Here is a 14,494-nt window from a genome sequence, read left to right as displayed (position 1 = left end):
GGCTGGAGCGCGAGCGGGCGGGGCGCGGTCATCCCGAGGTCACCGCCAGCAGCGCGCCGGCCACCAGCACGGCGCCGCCGAGCATGCCGAGCGCGTAGGTGCGCACGAAGCCGGTCTGCGTCCGGCCCAGCCGGGACGACGAACCGCCCAGGCCGGCGGCCAGGCCGTTGACCGCGCCGTCCACCCCGCGGTTGTCCACCCACACCAGCGCCCGGGTGAGCCACTGCCCGGGCCGCATGACCAGCGACTCGTTGATCGTGTCGGCGTAGAGGGCGTTGCGGGCCGCGCGGGTGACCGGCGAGACCCGCACCGGCGCGGGCACCGGCACCTCGCGTCGGCCGACGAACAGCCAGGCGGCCGCCACGCCGACCAGCATCACCGCGGTCACCACGAGGCCGACGGTCAGCGGGGCGACGACGTGCGCGGCCTCGTGCTCCTCGCCGAACACCGGCTCCAGCCAGTCGGCCAGCGGGAACGCCTCCACCAGCAGGAACCCGGCGCCGATGGAGCCCAGGGCCAGCACGACCATCGGCGCGGTCATCACCGACGGCGACTCGTGCGGGTGCACGCCCGGCTCCCACCGCGCCCGGCCGAAGAAGGTCATGAGCATCAGCCGGGTCATGTAGAACGCGGTCAGCCCGGCACCCAGGACCGCGACCCCGCCGAGGACCCAGCCCCAGACGTCGTCCCGGTCCAGCGCGGCCTCGATGATCGCGTCCTTGGTGAAGTAGCCGGAGAGGAACGGGAAGCCGATCAGCGCGAGGTAGCCCAGCCCGAAGGTGGCGAAGGTGATCGGCAGCCTCTTCCAGAGCCCGCCGAACCGGCGCATGTCCACGCCGTCGTCCATCGCGTGCATGACCGAGCCCGCGCCCAGGAACAGCCCCGCCTTGAAGAAGCCGTGGGTGAGCAGGTGCGCCAGCCCGGCGACGTAGCCGGCCGGGCCCAGGCCGACGGCCAGGAACATGTAGCCGATCTGGCTGACCGTCGAGTAGGCCAGCACCTTCTTGATGTCGTCGAAGGCGCACCCGGCGATCGCGCCGATCAGCAGGGTCACCGCCCCGACGGCGAGGACGACGGTGCGGGCGGTCGGCGTCCCGTCGTAGATCGGCGCCGAGCGGGCGATCAGGTAGACCCCGGCGGTGACCATGGTCGCGGCGTGGATGAGCGCCGAGACCGGGGTCGGGCCCTCCATCGCGTCGGGCAGCCAGGCCTGGAGCGGGAACTGGCCGGACTTGCCGCACGCACCGAGCAGCAGGAGCAGGCCGATCGCGGTGAGCGTGCCGCCGGCCAGCGTGCCCACGGAGCCGAAGACGCCGGCGTAGGACGTCGTCCCGAGCTGGGCGAACATCACGAAGATCGCCAGCGCCAGCCCGACGTCGCCGACCCGGTTCATGATGAAGGCCTTCTTGGCCGCGGTCGCGGCGGCCGGGCGGGTGTACCAGAAGGCGATGAGCAGGTAGGACGCCAGCCCGACGCCCTCCCAGCCGACGTAGAGCGCGACGTAGCTGTTGCCCAGCACCAGCAGCAGCATCGCGGCGACGAACAGGTTGAGGTAGGCGAAGAACCGGCGGCGGGCGGGGTCGTGCGCCATGTAGCCGATCGAGTAGACGTGGATCAGCGAGCCGACCCCGGTGATCAGCAGGGCGAACACCGCGGACAGCGGGTCGTAGAGCAGCCCCGCGCGGACGTCGAGCTCACCGGTGGAGATGAAGGTGAACAGGTCGACGTCCACCGACCGCCCGTCGACGTCGGCCAGCTGCACGGTGCACAGCACCGCCAGCAGGAACGCGACGGCGACGGTCGCCGTCCCCAGCAGGTGGCCCCAGCGGTCGGTGCGCCGGCCACCCAGCAGCAGCACGGCGGCGCCGGCCAGCGGCAGCGCGATCAGCAGCCACGACCAGCCGAGCAGGCCCTCGGCGGGCAGCGCCTCAGTCATTCCCCGGGTCCCCGTCTCGCCCGTCAGTACTTCAGCAGGTTGGCGTCGTCGACCGAGGCGGACCGCCGGGTCCGGTAGATCGACATGATGATGGCGAGGCCGACCACGACCTCGGCCGCGGCGACGACCATGACGAAGAAGGCCATGATCTGGCCGTCGACGGTGCCGGTCGCCCGGGCGAAGGTGACCAGCGTGAGGTTCACCGAGTTGAGCATCAGCTCGATGCACATGAACACGACGATCGCGTTGCGGCGGACCAGCACGCCGACGGCGCCGATGGTGAACAGGATCGCCGCGAGCACCAGGTAGTGGGTCAGCGTCATGCCGTCTCCTCGGGCGGACCCAGCTGCGGGCGACCGGTCGGGCGGGGCATCTGGTCGACCTCCTGGGGCTCGATGCCGGTCGCGAGGCTCTGGGCCGCGGTGCGGCCGTCGGGCAGCAGCCCCGGCGCGGCCACCGAGTTGGCCCGGGCGTACACGCCGGGGCCGGGCAGCGTCTGCGGCTGCTCGGTGAGGAACCGGGCCCGGGAGAGCTCCTTCTGCGTGCGCCGGCTGCCCGGCTCGCGCTCGATGTGCGCCAGCACCATCGCCCCGAGCGCGGCGGTGATCAGCAGCGCGCTGGTGACCTCGAAGGCCAGCAGGTAGTCGGTGAACAGGGACTCCGCGATCGCCGGGATGTTGCCCTCGGGCTGGGCCCCGCTCAGACCGGTGACCACCATGCCCTCGGTCGCGCGCGCCAGGCCGGCGCCCACCAGGCCCGCGAAGCCGACGCCCAGGACCGTGGCGGCCACCCGCTGGCCGCGCAGCGTCTCGACGACGGAGTCCGACGAGTCGCGGCCGACCATCATCAGCACGAACAGGAACAGGATCATGATCGCGCCGGTGTAGACGATGATCTGCACCGCGCCCAGGAACGGCGCCTCCTGGATCACGTAGAACACGCCCAGCGCCAGCATGGTGTTGACCAGCCAGAGCGCGGAGTGGACGGCGTTCCGGCTGAACACCATGCCTAGGGCGCCGGCCAGCGCGAGCGGCCCGAGGACCCAGAAGGCGACCGCCTCCCCGGTGCCGATGACGACCTCGTTCACGCCGTCTCCCCCGCGACCGGCTCGGCCGCGGACGAGCCCGGCACCCGCAGGTAGTAGTCCTTCTCGTCGTCCCCGAGCCGCATCGGGTGCGGCGGCTGCTCCATGCCGGGCAGCAGCGGCGCCATGAGCTGCTCCTTGGTGTAGATCAGGTCCTGCCGGTTGTCGTCGGCCAGCTCGAAGTCGTTGCTCATGGTCAGCGAGCGGGTGGGGCAGGCCTCGATGCACAGCCCGCAGAAGATGCAGCGCAGGTAGTTGATCTGGTACACCGCGCCGTACCGCTCGCCCGGGGAGTAGCGCGCCTCCTCGGTGTTGTCGCCGCCCTCGACGTAGATCGCGTCGGCGGGGCAGGCCCAGGCGCACAGCTCGCAGCCGACGCACTTCTCCAGCCCGTCCGGGTGCCGGTTGAGCACGTGCCGGCCGTGGTAGCGCGGCTTGGTCACCTTGGGCTCGAACGGGTACTGCTCGGTGGTCACCTTGCGGAACATCTGCGCGAAGGTGACCCCGAAACCCTGCACCGGGGCGGGCATGAGGCTGTCGCGGACCGCCGGCGCCGCGAGGTGCGCCGTCGAGGACCGCTCCACCGCACCGCCCCCGCGGGTCGCGGGCGTGCGTTCGGGCCGCTGCTCAGACAAGGCCGTCCTCCTCGACGGTGGGGGTGCCACGCCGGCCGGTCCCGACGACGGCGACGCCGCCGTCGTCGGAGGCGGCCTGCCGCCGCAGGCGTGGCGAGGGCGGCACCGCGAGGTCCATGGGCGGGATGGGGAAGCCGCCCTCGGCGCGGCTGGGCCCGCCGGTGGGCCGGCGGCGGGCGCCGACGGGGGGCAGCACGTCGGGCTCGGGGTCGACCGCGTGCACCCCGCCCGAGGCGGCCTCGGCCGCCATGAGCCGGGTGTCGCGGTTGGCCGCCCGGCTGGCGACCAGCAGGCCGGCGAGCACCAGCAGCGCGGCCGGGACGCCGACGAAGAGCGTGACCGCGCCGGTGGACAGGTCGGTCTCGCGGGAGACCGTCCGCATCGTGGCGACGACGAGGATCCACAGCAGGGCGGTCGGGACCAGCACCTTCCAGCCGAACCGCATGAACTGGTCGTAGCGCAGCCGGGGCAGCGTGCCGCGCAGCCAGATGAAGACGAACAGCGCGGCGACGACCTTGCCGAAGAACCACAGCAGCGGCCACCAGCCGGAGTTCGCGCCGTCCCAGAGCGACAGCGGCCAGGGCGCCCGCCACCCGCCGAGGAACAGGGTCGCGGCCAGGGCCGAGACGGTGACCATGTTGATGTACTCGGCGAGGAAGAACAGCGCGAACTTCAGCGACGAGTACTCGGTGTGGAAGCCGCCGACCAGCTCGCTCTCGGCCTCGGGGAGGTCGAAGGGCGCGCGGTTGGTCTCCCCCACCACGGCGACGACGTAGACGATGAAGGACACCGGCAGCAGGACGGCGAACCAGCTCGGCCCGGTGAAGTCCCACCCGAAGAAGGAGACGTCGTTGCCGTCGGCCTGCGCGGCGACGATCTCCGAGGTGGACATCGACCCGGCGTAGAGGAACACCGCGACGATCGACAGGCCCATCGCGATCTCGTAGCTGACCATCTGCGCCGCGCTGCGCAGCGAGCCCAGCAGCGGGTAGGTCGAGCCGGAGGCCCAGCCGCCGAGCACGATGCCGTAGATGCCCATCGCCGAGCAGGCGAGGACGACCAGCACGCCGATGGGGGCGTCGGTGAGCTGCAGCGGGGTGCGCTCGCCGAAGATGCTGACCGTCGGGCCCATCGGGATGACGGAGAAGGCCAGGAACGCGGGGACGGTGGCCAGCACCGGGGCCAGGAAGTAGACCGGCTTGTCGGCCAGCGCCGGCATGATGTCTTCCTTGAACGCCAGCTTCAGGCCGTCGGCAAGGCTCTGCAGGTAGCCGCGCGGGCCGACCCGGTTGGGGCCGATCCGCTGCTGCATGCGGGCGACGACCTTGCGCTCGAAGACGATCGCGAACAGCGTCATGAGGACCAGGACCACGAAGACGCCGAGCACCTTGATCAGCACGATCCACCAGACGTCGTTGCCGAAGTCCTCGAGGGTCGGCTGGTCGGCGCTCGCCAGGGGCATCACGCGGCACCTCCGGCGGGGGTGGTGACCGGCTCGTCCGCACCGGCGCTGAGCCGCACGACCGCGCCCGGCCCCGCGCCGAGATCGGTGCGCACGTGGCTGCCGGGTGAGCGCATGGGCAGCCAGACGACGTGGTCGGGCATCGGGGTGACCGCCAGCGGCAGGCGCACGGCACCGTTCGGGCCGGTCACCGTGACCACCTCGCCGTCGGCGGCGCCCAGCCGGGCGGCGGCCTCGGGGGCGAGGCGGACGACCGGCCGGCGGGCGGTGCCGGAGAGCTCCGGCTCGTCCCGCTGCAGCGTCCCGGCGTCGAGCAGCTGCCGCCAGGAGGCCAGCAGCGCCTCGCCGTCGCGCAGCTCCGGGGCGCCGGCCGGCTCGACGGCCGGGCCGGCGACGCCCTCGGGGGCGCGCGCGGTGCCGAGCGCGGCGAGCTCCGCGCGGGCCGCCTCGGGGGTGGGCAGCCGCAGGTCGACGTCCATCAGGTCGGCCAGGCCGTGCAGCACGCGGCCGTCGGGGAGCCGCCCGGCCTCGGGCAGCGCGGCGTCGAAGCGGCGGACGCGGCCCTCCCAGTCCAGGTAGCTGCCGGCCTTCTCGGCGGACGCCGCGACCGGGAGGACGACGTCGGCCCACTCGGTCACCGCCGACGGGAACATCTCGAGGCTGACGACGAAGCGGGCCTCGGCGAGAGCGGACTCGGCGAGCACGCAGTCGGGCAGGTCGGCGGGGTCCACGCCACCGACGAGCAGGCCGGCCAGCTGCCGGTCGCGCACCGCGGTGAGGATGCCGGTGGTGTCCCGGCCCGGGGCCGCGGGGATGGCCGCGGCGTCGACCCCCCAGTGGGCGGCCACCTCGGCGCGGGCGGCGGCGTCGGCGACGACCCGGCCCCCCGGCAGCAGGGCGGGCAGGGCGCCGGCCTCGACGGCGCCGCGCTCGCCGGCCCGGCGGGGCACCCAGGCGATCCGGGCGCCGGTGGCCCGGGCCAGCTCCAGCAGGGCGGTGAACGCGCCGGGCACCTCGGCCAGCCGCTCGCCCGCGAGGACGACGGCCCCGGGCGTCCGGAGCGCGTCGACGGCGGGGCCGCCCCAGGTGCCCTCCGCCAGCGCGTGCAGCGACCGGGCCTCCGCCCCTGGGAGCGTGGTGAGCACGGTGGCCTGCAGCTTCTGCGCGGCGCGGGTCGGGAAGGGAGCGAGGTCGAACACCCGCGCTCCCGCCCGGCGCACCGCGCGGCGCAGCCGCAGGAAGACGATCGGCGACTCCTCCTCGGGCTCGAGGCCGGCGAGCAGGACGACCGGCGCGTTGCCGAGCTCGTCGTAGGTGACCCCGCCGCTGCCGGGGCCGGTGCCGGCCACCGCCGTCGCCAGGAAGGCCAGCTCCTCGGCGGAGTGCGCCCGCGCCCGGGCGTCGACGTCGTTGGTGCCCAGCGCGACGCGGGCGAACTTGGCGTAGGCGTAGGCGTCCTCGACGGTCAGCCGGCCGCCGGGCAGCACGCCGACCCCGCCGGCGTCCCGCGCGGCGGCCAGGCCCGCGGCCGCCGCCGCCCACGCCTCCGGCCAGGACGCCGGGTGCAGGGCGCCGTCCTCACCCCGGACCAGGGGCGTGGTCAGCCGCTCGTTGGCGGTGACGTACCGGAACGCGTAGCGGCCCTTGTCGCAGGTCCACTCCTCGTTGACCGCCGGGTCCTCGCCGGCCTGCCGGCGGGTGACCTTGCCGCGCCGGTGGTCGGTGCGCATGGCGCAGCCCGACGCGCAGTGCTCGCAGACGCTGTCCTCGCTGCGCAGGTCGAAGGGGCGGGCGCGGAACCGGTACTGGGTGCTGGTGAGCGCGCCGACCGGGCAGATCTGGGTGGTGTTGCCGGAGAAGTAGGACTCGAACGGCTCGTCCTCGTAGATCGCCACCTGCTCCAGCGCGCCGCGCTCGAACAGCTCGATGAACGGGTCGCCGGCCACCTGCTGGGAGAACCGGGTGCACCGGGCGCACAGCACGCAGCGCTCGCGGTCCAGCAGGATCTCGGTGCTGATGGCCAGCGGCTTCGGGTAGGTCCGCTTCTCGTCGACGAACCGGCTCTCGGTGCGGCCGTGACCCATCGCCTGGTTCTGCAGCGGGCACTCGCCGCCCTTGTCGCAGGTCGGGCAGTCCAGCGGGTGGTTGATCAGCAGCAGCTCCATCGTGCCCTGCTGCGCCTTGTCGGCCACCGGGCTGGAGAGCTGGGTGCGCACCGCCATGCCCTCTGTGACCGGCATGGTGCAGGAGGCCACCGGCTTGCGCTGCCCCTCCACCTCGACCAGGCACTGGCGGCAGGCGCCGACCGGTTCGAGCAGCGGGTGGTCGCAGAACCGCGGGATGAAGACGCCCACCTGCTCGGCCGCGCGGATGATCAGGGTGTCCTTCGGCACCGCGACTTCGAAGCCGTCGATCGTGCAGTGCACGGCGTCCGGCGGGGTGTGCGGGCCGGGGGCGCCCGGCGGGACCGCGGGCGCGGGCGTCGGGTTCGTCAACGTCATGCCGTCGCTCCCACGGGCTCGAGGCGGAGGCTGCGGCCCAGCCGGGCCTGCTCCTCCGGGGGCAGCAGGGCGACGTAGTCGTCCTTGAAGTACTTCAGCGAGCTGGCGATGCAGCTGGTGGCGCCGTCGCCGAGGGCGCAGAACGAGCGGCCCAGGATGTTGTCGCAGGTGTCGACGAGCAGGTCGAGGTCCTGCGCGGTGCCGCGGCCGTGCGCGATCCGGTCGAGGATCTGCACCAGCCAGTAGGTGCCCTCCCGGCAGGGCGTGCACTTGCCGCAGCTCTCGTGCGCGTAGAACTCGGTGAACCGCAGGGTGGCCTCGACGATCGAGTCGGTCTCGTCGAAGACCATGAGCGCCGTCGTGCCGAGCATGGAGCCGGCCGCCGCCACCGAGTCGAAGTCCAGCGGGACGTCGAGGTGCTCCTCGGTGAAGTACGGCGTCGACGAGCCACCCGGCGTCCAGAACTTCAGCCGGTGCCCCGGTCGCACGCCGCCGGCCATCTCCAGCAGCTCGCGCATCGTCGTCCCCATGGGGGCCTCGTACTGGCCGGGGAGCACGACGCGGCCCGACAGCGAGTAGATCTTCGGCCCGGGCGACTTCTCCGGCCCGAACTCCTTGAACCACTCGGCTCCGCCGCGGACGACGAACGGCACGCTGGCCAGCGTCTCGACGTTGTTGATCACCGTCGGGGCACCGTAGAGGCCGGCGACGGCGGGGAACGGCGGCTTGAGCCGGGGCTGGCCGCGGTAGCCCTCGAGGGAGTCCAGCAGCGCCGTCTCCTCGCCGCAGATGTAGGCGCCGGCGCCGGCGTGCACCACGAGCTCGAGGTCGTAGCCCGAGCCGAGGATGTCGGTGCCGAGGTAGCCGGCGGCGTAGGCCTCCTCGACCGCGGCGACCAGCCGGCGGTGGGCGTGCACGGCCTCGCCGCGGACGTAGATGACGGCGAAGGCCGACCGGATCGCGTAGGCGGAGATGATCACGCCTTCGACCAGCGAGTGCGGGTCGGCCATCATCAGCGGCAGGTCCTTGCAGGTGCCCGGCTCGCCCTCGTCGGCGTTGACCACCAGGTACTTGGGCATCGCCGCGGGGCCGGTCGGGGTCTCCCCCGGCTTGGGCTGCGGGATGAAGCTCCACTTCATGCCGGTCGGGAAGCCGGCGCCGCCGCGGCCGCGCAGGCCGGAGTCCTTGACGAGGGTGACCAGCTCGTCGGGGGTCATGGACAGCGCGGTGCGGAGCGCGGCGTAGCCCTCCATCGACTCGTAGGTCGACAGCCGCCACGACTTCTCGGCGCCCCAGCGGGTGGTGAGGACGGGAGTGAGGGGCATGTCAGGCCTTCCCTAAACGGACCTTGGCCGGTCGTGCCGGGCTCGGTCCCTGCAGGTGTCTCGGTGCCGTCGTTCTGGTCGGCCAGCGAGCGGCCGGAGGGTTCGGGAGCGCCGCGCTGGGCGGACTCGACGCCCGCCGCCTCGGCCGCGGGGTCCGGGGACGACGAGGCGGCGGTGGACCGGCTGCTCGGCATCTCCGGCGCCGACTCGCCGCGCTCCTCCGCCAGCCGCAACCCCACGAGCGTCGGCCCGAGCGCGCCCGGGGCGTCGATCGCGGCCTGCGCCGCAGCGGCGTCGCCGTGCTGGGAGAACCCGGCCAGCTGCCGGGAGATCCCCTTGAAGTCGGTCAGGGGAGCGCCGCGGGTGGGCGGCGGCTTCTCCCCGCGGCGCAGCGCCGCGACCAGCTCGCGGGCGCTGTCGACGTCCTGCTGGTCGTAGAACTCGTAGTCGACGGTGACCACCGGCGCGTAGTCGCAGGCGGCCAGGCACTCGGCGTGTTCGAGGGTGATCGAGCCATCGGCGGCGGTCTCGTCGTGGTGCACGCCGAGGTCCGCGGAGAGCGCGTCCATGATCCGCTGCCCGCCGAGCACGCTGCACAGCGTGTTCGTGCAGACGCTGACCAGGTGCCGGCCGGTCGGGCGGCGCTTGTACATCGTGTAGAACGTCGCGACCGCGCCGACCTCGGCCTTGGTCAGGCCCAGTTCCTCGGCGCACAGCGCGACGCCCTCGGGCGAGACGTAGCCCTGGTAGCTCTGCACCAAGTGCAGCATCGGGAGCAGGGCCGAGCGCGCCTTCGGGTAGCGGGCGATGATCTGCCGCGCCTCCAGGCGGGCCTGCTCGGTCAGCGGGGGCAGGTCCAGGGGCGCCGGCTCGACCGGGCTCGAGTCGAGCCCGGTGACGGCCGTTCCCTCGGCACTGCCGGGTAGTGCGCTCATCAGCGGTCCACTCCCCCCATGACGGGGTCGATCGACGCGATGGCAGCGATGACGTCGGCGATCATGCCGCCCTCGCTCATCGCCGCCGTGGCCTGCAGGTTCACGAAGCTGGGGTCGCGCACGTGGACGCGCCACGGGCGGGTGCCGCCGTCGCTGACGACGTGGAAGCCGAGCTCGCCGCGGGGCGACTCGATGGGCACGTACACCTGGCCGGCCGGCACCCGGAAGCCCTCGGTGACCAGCTTGAAGTGGTGGATCAGGGACTCCATCGACTGGCCCATGATGTGCCGGACGTGATCCAGGGAGTTGCCCATGCCGTCGGCGCCGAGGGAGAGCTGCGCGGGCCAGGCGATCTTGCGGTCCTCGACCATGACCGGCCCCGGCTCCAGCCGGTCCAGCGCCTGGGCGACGATCTTCAGCGACTCGTTCACCTCGGCCATGCGGACCAGGTAGCGGCCCCAGGCGTCGCTGGTGTCGGCGGTCGGCACCTCGAAGTCGTAGGTCTCGTAGCCCAGGTAGGGCTCCACCTTGCGCAGGTCCCAGGGCAGGCCGGCCGCGCGCAGCACGGGGCCGGTGACGCCGAGCGCCACGCAGCCGGTGACGTCGAGGTAGCCGGCGTCCTTGAGCCGGTTCTGCCAGATCGGCTGGCCGGTGAGCAGCCGGTGGAAGTCGGCGACCCGCTTCGGCAGGATCGCCAGCAGCTCGCGGACGCTCTCGACCGCGCCGTCCGGCAGGTCCTGCGCGAGGCCGCCGGGGCGGATGTAGGCGTGGTTCATCCGGAGGCCGGTGATCTCCTCGAGGACGTCGAGGACCATCTCCCGCTCGCGGAAGCCGTTGGTCATCCCGGTGAGCGCGCCCATCTCCATCCCGAAGGTGGCCAGCGCGACCAGGTGCGAGGCGATCCGGTTGAGCTCCATGACCAGCACGCGGATGGTCTGCGCCCGCGGGGGCGCCTCGATGCCGAGCAGCTTCTCCACGGCGAGGCAGTAGCCGGCCTCGTTGAACAGCGGGGACAGGTAGTCCATCCGGGTCACGAACGTCGTGCCCTGCACCCAGTTGCGGTACTCGGTGTTCTTCTCGATGCCGGTGTGCAGGTAGCCGATGACCACCCGGGCCTTGGTGACCGTCTCGCCCTCGAGGTCGAGCACCAGCCGGAGGACGCCGTGGGTCGAGGGGTGCTGCGGCCCCATGTTGACCACGAGCCGGTCCTCGCCCTGCTGGTCGGCGAAGGTGAGGTCCCAGTCGCCGCCGGTGACGGTGTAGACGCGGCCCTCGGTGGTCTCCCGGGAGCCGGCGTAGGGGTCGTAGGTGGTGCTCATCGATACGCCCTCCGCGTGTCCGGCGGCGGGATCGTGGCGCCGTGGTACTCCACCGGGACGCCGCCGAGCGGGTAGTCCTTGCGCTGCGGGTGCCCGTCCCAGTCGTCGGGCATGAGGATCCGGGTGAGCGCCGGGTGGCCGTCGAAGACGATCCCGAACATGTCGAACGTCTCCCGCTCGTGCCAGTCCGCGGTCGGGTAGATGCCGGTGAGCGAGGGGACGTGCGGGTCCTCGGCGGTGACCGCCACCTCGAGCCGGATCCGCCGCCGGTAGGTCATCGAGGTCAGGTGCAGGACGGCGTGCAGCCGGGGCCGGCCGGGGCCCGCCGCCGGGCCGCCGCTGTCGAGGTAGTCCACCCCGGAGACGCCGCTGAGCAGCTCGAACCGCAGCGCCTCGTCGTCGCGCAGCGCCCGCGCCAGCGTCAGCAGGTGCTCCCGGGCGACGAAGTAGGTGATCTCGCCGCGGTCGACGAGCACCCGCTGCACCGCGGCGTCGTAGGTGGCCTGGCCGACGGCGTCGATCAGCGCGTCGGTGACCTCGTCGAACCAGCCGCCGTAGGGGCGCTCGGTGGAGTGCAGCGCCACCGCGCCGCCCGGCTCGACGCGGACCAGGCCGCCGAAACCGGAGGTGTCACCGCTGCCGCTGACCCCGAAGGCGCCCTTCCGGAAGCCGCCCGAGGGCGCGGTCGCGTCGTCGAAGCCCGCCTCGCCGTCGCCGGGCACCAGCTCGCTCCCGCCGGTCCCACCTGGAGTCGTCATCGCCATGCCTTCCCCTGGCCCGTGGGCCGCTCGTCGGGCAGCAGCACGGCGTTGCCGTTGCGCTGCTCGATCGCGAACTGCCCCGTGCGCCCCTCGGCGGCCGCCGCCTCGTAGGCCCGGCGCGCGGCCTTGTCGACCCGCACGGTCGACGGCATCTCGACGTGCAGGTCCTTGGCCGTGCCGTCCGCCCGGGCCTGGGCGAGCTCGCGTGCCCGCTTGGGCCCCAGCGGCTCGTTCATGATCTTGTGGTGCAGCTTGAGGATCGCGTCGGTGAGCATTTCCGGCCGCGGCGGGCAGCCGGGCAGGTACATGTCCACCGGCACGATGTGGTCCACGCCCTGGACGACGGCGTAGTTGTTGAACATGCCGCCGGAGCTGGCGCAGACGCCCATGGCGAGCACCCAGCGCGGCTCGGGCATCTGGTCGTAGATCTGCCGCAGGACCGGCGCCATCTTCTGGCTCACCCGCCCGGCGACGATCATCAGGTCGGCCTGCCGCGGCGAGGCGCGGAAGACCTCCATGCCGAACCGGGCGAGGTCGTAGCGCCCCGCGCCGGTGGCCATCATCTCGATCGCGCAGCACGCGAGGCCGAACGTCGCCGGCCACAGCGAGGACTTGCGCGTCCAGTTGACGAGCTTCTCCACGCTGGTCAGCAGCACGCCGCTGGGCAGCTTCTCCTCGAGACCCATTACGAAACCGCCAGTCCCACGACTAGTCCCATTCCAATCCGCCGCGGCGCCACACGTAGGCGTAGGCGATGAAGACCGTGACGATGAAGACGACCATCTCGACCAGGCCGAAGACGCCCAGCGCCTCGTTGTGCACGGCCCACGGGTAGAGGAAGACGATCTCGATGTCGAAGATGATGAACAACATCGCGGTCAGGTAGTACTTCACCGGGAACCGGCCGCCGGTCAGCGGCTGGTCGACCGGTTCGATCCCGCACTCGTAGGCGTCGTACTTCGCCCGGTTGAACCGGCGCGGCCCCACGTAGGGCGCGGCCGTGACGGAGAACAGCGCGAACGCCGCGGCCAGCGCGAAGAGCCCCAGGATCGGGACGTAGGTCGACAGCATCAGCGCCACCCTAGAGTGAGGTCGATCACGTTCTGCGCAGATCCAGGACGCGCTGCCGCCGTGTCGACCCGGAGCGTCATCGTTCGCGCGTCCACGTCAGACCGCCGGCGCCAGGCGCGTCAGGACGGCGACGGCGCGGTCCACCGCGTCGCCGTCCCGGCCGTCGGTGAGGTTGCCCATGAGCCGGAGCGCGGCGCCGACCAGCGCGGGACGACGCAGGCCGTGCGCCGTCGTGAACCGGACGACCCCCGGGTGGGCCAGCAGCGCGAGGAACCCCGCGCCGAGCCGGTGGTGCCGGCCGTAGGTGGCGCGCAGCCGCTCGGGGTAGCCGCGGAGCAGCCGTTCCCGGACCGGCCCCTCCGGCGCGGCGAGCGCCTCGTCGGCGGTCGCGCCGGCCATGCGCCCGGTCTCCATCGCGTAGCTGATGCCCTCGCCGTTGAACGGGTTGACCGTGCCCGCCGCGTCCCCGGCCAGCAGCAGCCCGCGGGTGTAGGCCGGGCCGCGGTGGAGCGCCATCGGCAGGCCGGCACCGCGCAGGGGCGTGACGGCGTCGTCCTCCCCCAGGCCGTCCTCGGCCGGGAAGGTGTCCAGCCAGGTGCGCAGGACGGCGCGGTGGTCGGCGCCGGTGCCGCGACGGGTGTCGAGCAGGCCGAAGCCGACGTTCGCGGTGCCGTCGCCCATGCCGAAGATCCAGCCGTAGCCGGGCATCGAGTCGCGGGAAGGTCCGGCCGCCGTCAGGTCGAAGGAGATGTCGAGGTAGTCGTCGGCGGTGCGGCGGGAGCGCACGTAGCGGCGGACGGCGACGCCGAGCGGCCGGTCCTCGCGCCGGACCAGGCCCAGCGACTTCGCCAGCCGGCCCGAGGAGCCCTCCGCCGAGACGACCAGCGGAGCGCGCCAGACCTGCGGCTCGTCGTCCGGGCCGGTGGCGTGCACGCCCGCGACGCGGCCGGCGTCGTCCAGCAGCGGCTCGGTGACGGTGATCCCGGTGTGCAGCCGGGCACCGGCCTCCTCCGCGTGGGCGGCCAGCCGGGCGTCGAGCTCGCTGCGCCGGAGGACGAGCGAGAAGTCCGGCCAGGAGTTCAGCCGCGGCCAGTCCACCTCGGTGACGACGCCACCGCCGTGCACCCGCAGCCCCTTGTGCCGGACCCAGCCGGCCTCCGGTGAGAGGTCCAGGCCCAGCTCCTGCAGCACCTTGACGCCGCGCGGGGTGAGGCCGTCGCCGCAGACCTTCTCGCGCGGGAAGCGGGCCTTCTCGAGGACGACGACGTCGCGACCGGACTGCCGGAGCTGCCAGGCCGCCGCGGACCCGGCCGGACCCGCGCCGACGACGATCACGTCGGCGCTGCGGTCGGTCGTCCCGGGCACGCGGACCCCATCCTCTCCTCGCGACTTTGTGAATTGCTTCACAAGCAGGCGTGGTCCCCACTCTAGGCACAGGTGTGACGAACACGACACCTCCCCCCGG

At 73.1% G+C, this 14,494-nt stretch carries 12 protein-coding genes and 1 pseudogene; all 13 read right to left on the bottom strand.

Annotated features, from left to right (window positions below; all coding sequences use genetic code 11):
- Positions 1 to 28: 28 nt before the first annotated feature.
- Positions 29 to 1,936: an NADH-quinone oxidoreductase subunit L gene (nuoL, locus tag JKP76_RS07250; RefSeq protein WP_200490151.1), complete on the bottom strand. Its 1,908-nt coding sequence runs from the start codon at positions 1,934 to 1,936 to the stop codon at positions 29 to 31.
- A 23-nt stretch (positions 1,937 to 1,959) separates the two neighbouring features.
- The gene (gene nuoK / locus JKP76_RS07245) at positions 1,960 to 2,259 is read right to left on the bottom strand and encodes an NADH-quinone oxidoreductase subunit NuoK (protein ID WP_200490150.1); all 300 of its coding nucleotides are present in this window, start codon (positions 2,257 to 2,259) and stop codon (positions 1,960 to 1,962) included.
- A complete protein-coding gene (locus tag JKP76_RS07240; RefSeq protein ID WP_200490149.1) occupies positions 2,256 to 3,023 on the bottom strand; it encodes an NADH-quinone oxidoreductase subunit J in 768 nt (255 codons plus the stop codon). Before JKP76_RS07240 ends, nuoK begins: the two co-directional genes overlap by 4 nt.
- Complete coding sequence (gene nuoI / locus JKP76_RS07235; RefSeq protein ID WP_255522517.1) at positions 3,020 to 3,655, bottom strand: NADH-quinone oxidoreductase subunit NuoI; 636 nt, start codon at positions 3,653 to 3,655, stop codon at positions 3,020 to 3,022. The genes JKP76_RS07240 and nuoI overlap by 4 nt, the downstream gene beginning before the upstream one ends.
- Positions 3,648 to 5,117, bottom strand: a complete 1,470-nt coding sequence (gene nuoH / locus JKP76_RS07230; protein ID WP_207147062.1) for an NADH-quinone oxidoreductase subunit NuoH — start codon at positions 5,115 to 5,117, stop codon at positions 3,648 to 3,650. The genes nuoI and nuoH overlap by 8 nt, the downstream gene beginning before the upstream one ends.
- Entirely contained in the window at positions 5,117 to 7,618 is a 2,502-nt protein-coding gene (locus JKP76_RS07225; protein ID WP_200490147.1) for an NADH-quinone oxidoreductase subunit G, read from the bottom strand. Before JKP76_RS07225 ends, nuoH begins: the two co-directional genes overlap by 1 nt.
- Positions 7,615 to 8,943, bottom strand: coding sequence for an NADH-quinone oxidoreductase subunit NuoF (gene nuoF / locus JKP76_RS07220; RefSeq protein ID WP_200490146.1), 1,329 nt, complete (start codon positions 8,941 to 8,943; stop codon positions 7,615 to 7,617). The genes JKP76_RS07225 and nuoF overlap by 4 nt, the downstream gene beginning before the upstream one ends.
- Positions 8,832 to 9,878, bottom strand: coding sequence for an NADH-quinone oxidoreductase subunit NuoE (nuoE, locus tag JKP76_RS07215; RefSeq protein ID WP_200490145.1), 1,047 nt, complete (start codon positions 9,876 to 9,878; stop codon positions 8,832 to 8,834). The genes nuoF and nuoE overlap by 112 nt, the downstream gene beginning before the upstream one ends.
- Entirely contained in the window at positions 9,878 to 11,197 is a 1,320-nt protein-coding gene (locus tag JKP76_RS07210; protein WP_200490144.1) for an NADH-quinone oxidoreductase subunit D, read from the bottom strand. Before JKP76_RS07210 ends, nuoE begins: the two co-directional genes overlap by 1 nt.
- The gene (locus JKP76_RS07205) at positions 11,194 to 11,955 is read right to left on the bottom strand and encodes an NADH-quinone oxidoreductase subunit C (RefSeq protein ID WP_242471217.1); all 762 of its coding nucleotides are present in this window, start codon (positions 11,953 to 11,955) and stop codon (positions 11,194 to 11,196) included. The genes JKP76_RS07210 and JKP76_RS07205 overlap by 4 nt, the downstream gene beginning before the upstream one ends.
- Positions 11,956 to 12,092: 137 nt before the next feature.
- Positions 12,093 to 12,644, bottom strand: a pseudogene (locus JKP76_RS20595) (NuoB/complex I 20 kDa subunit family protein); the annotation flags it as partial.
- A gap of 22 nt (positions 12,645 to 12,666) precedes the next feature.
- Entirely contained in the window at positions 12,667 to 13,026 is a 360-nt protein-coding gene (locus JKP76_RS07195; protein WP_200491317.1) for an NADH-quinone oxidoreductase subunit A, read from the bottom strand.
- Between the two features lie 99 nt (positions 13,027 to 13,125).
- Positions 13,126 to 14,394: a geranylgeranyl reductase family protein gene (locus tag JKP76_RS07190; protein WP_309229922.1), complete on the bottom strand. Its 1,269-nt coding sequence runs from the start codon at positions 14,392 to 14,394 to the stop codon at positions 13,126 to 13,128.
- Between the last annotated feature and the right edge of the window lie 100 nt (positions 14,395 to 14,494).

The organism is Blastococcus sp. TML/C7B, assembly GCF_016612845.1.
Taxonomy (GTDB): domain Bacteria; phylum Actinomycetota; class Actinomycetes; order Mycobacteriales; family Geodermatophilaceae; genus Blastococcus.
The sequence above is the reverse complement of the archived record's forward strand: the minus strand, read 5'-3'. Positions and strand labels throughout refer to the sequence as shown.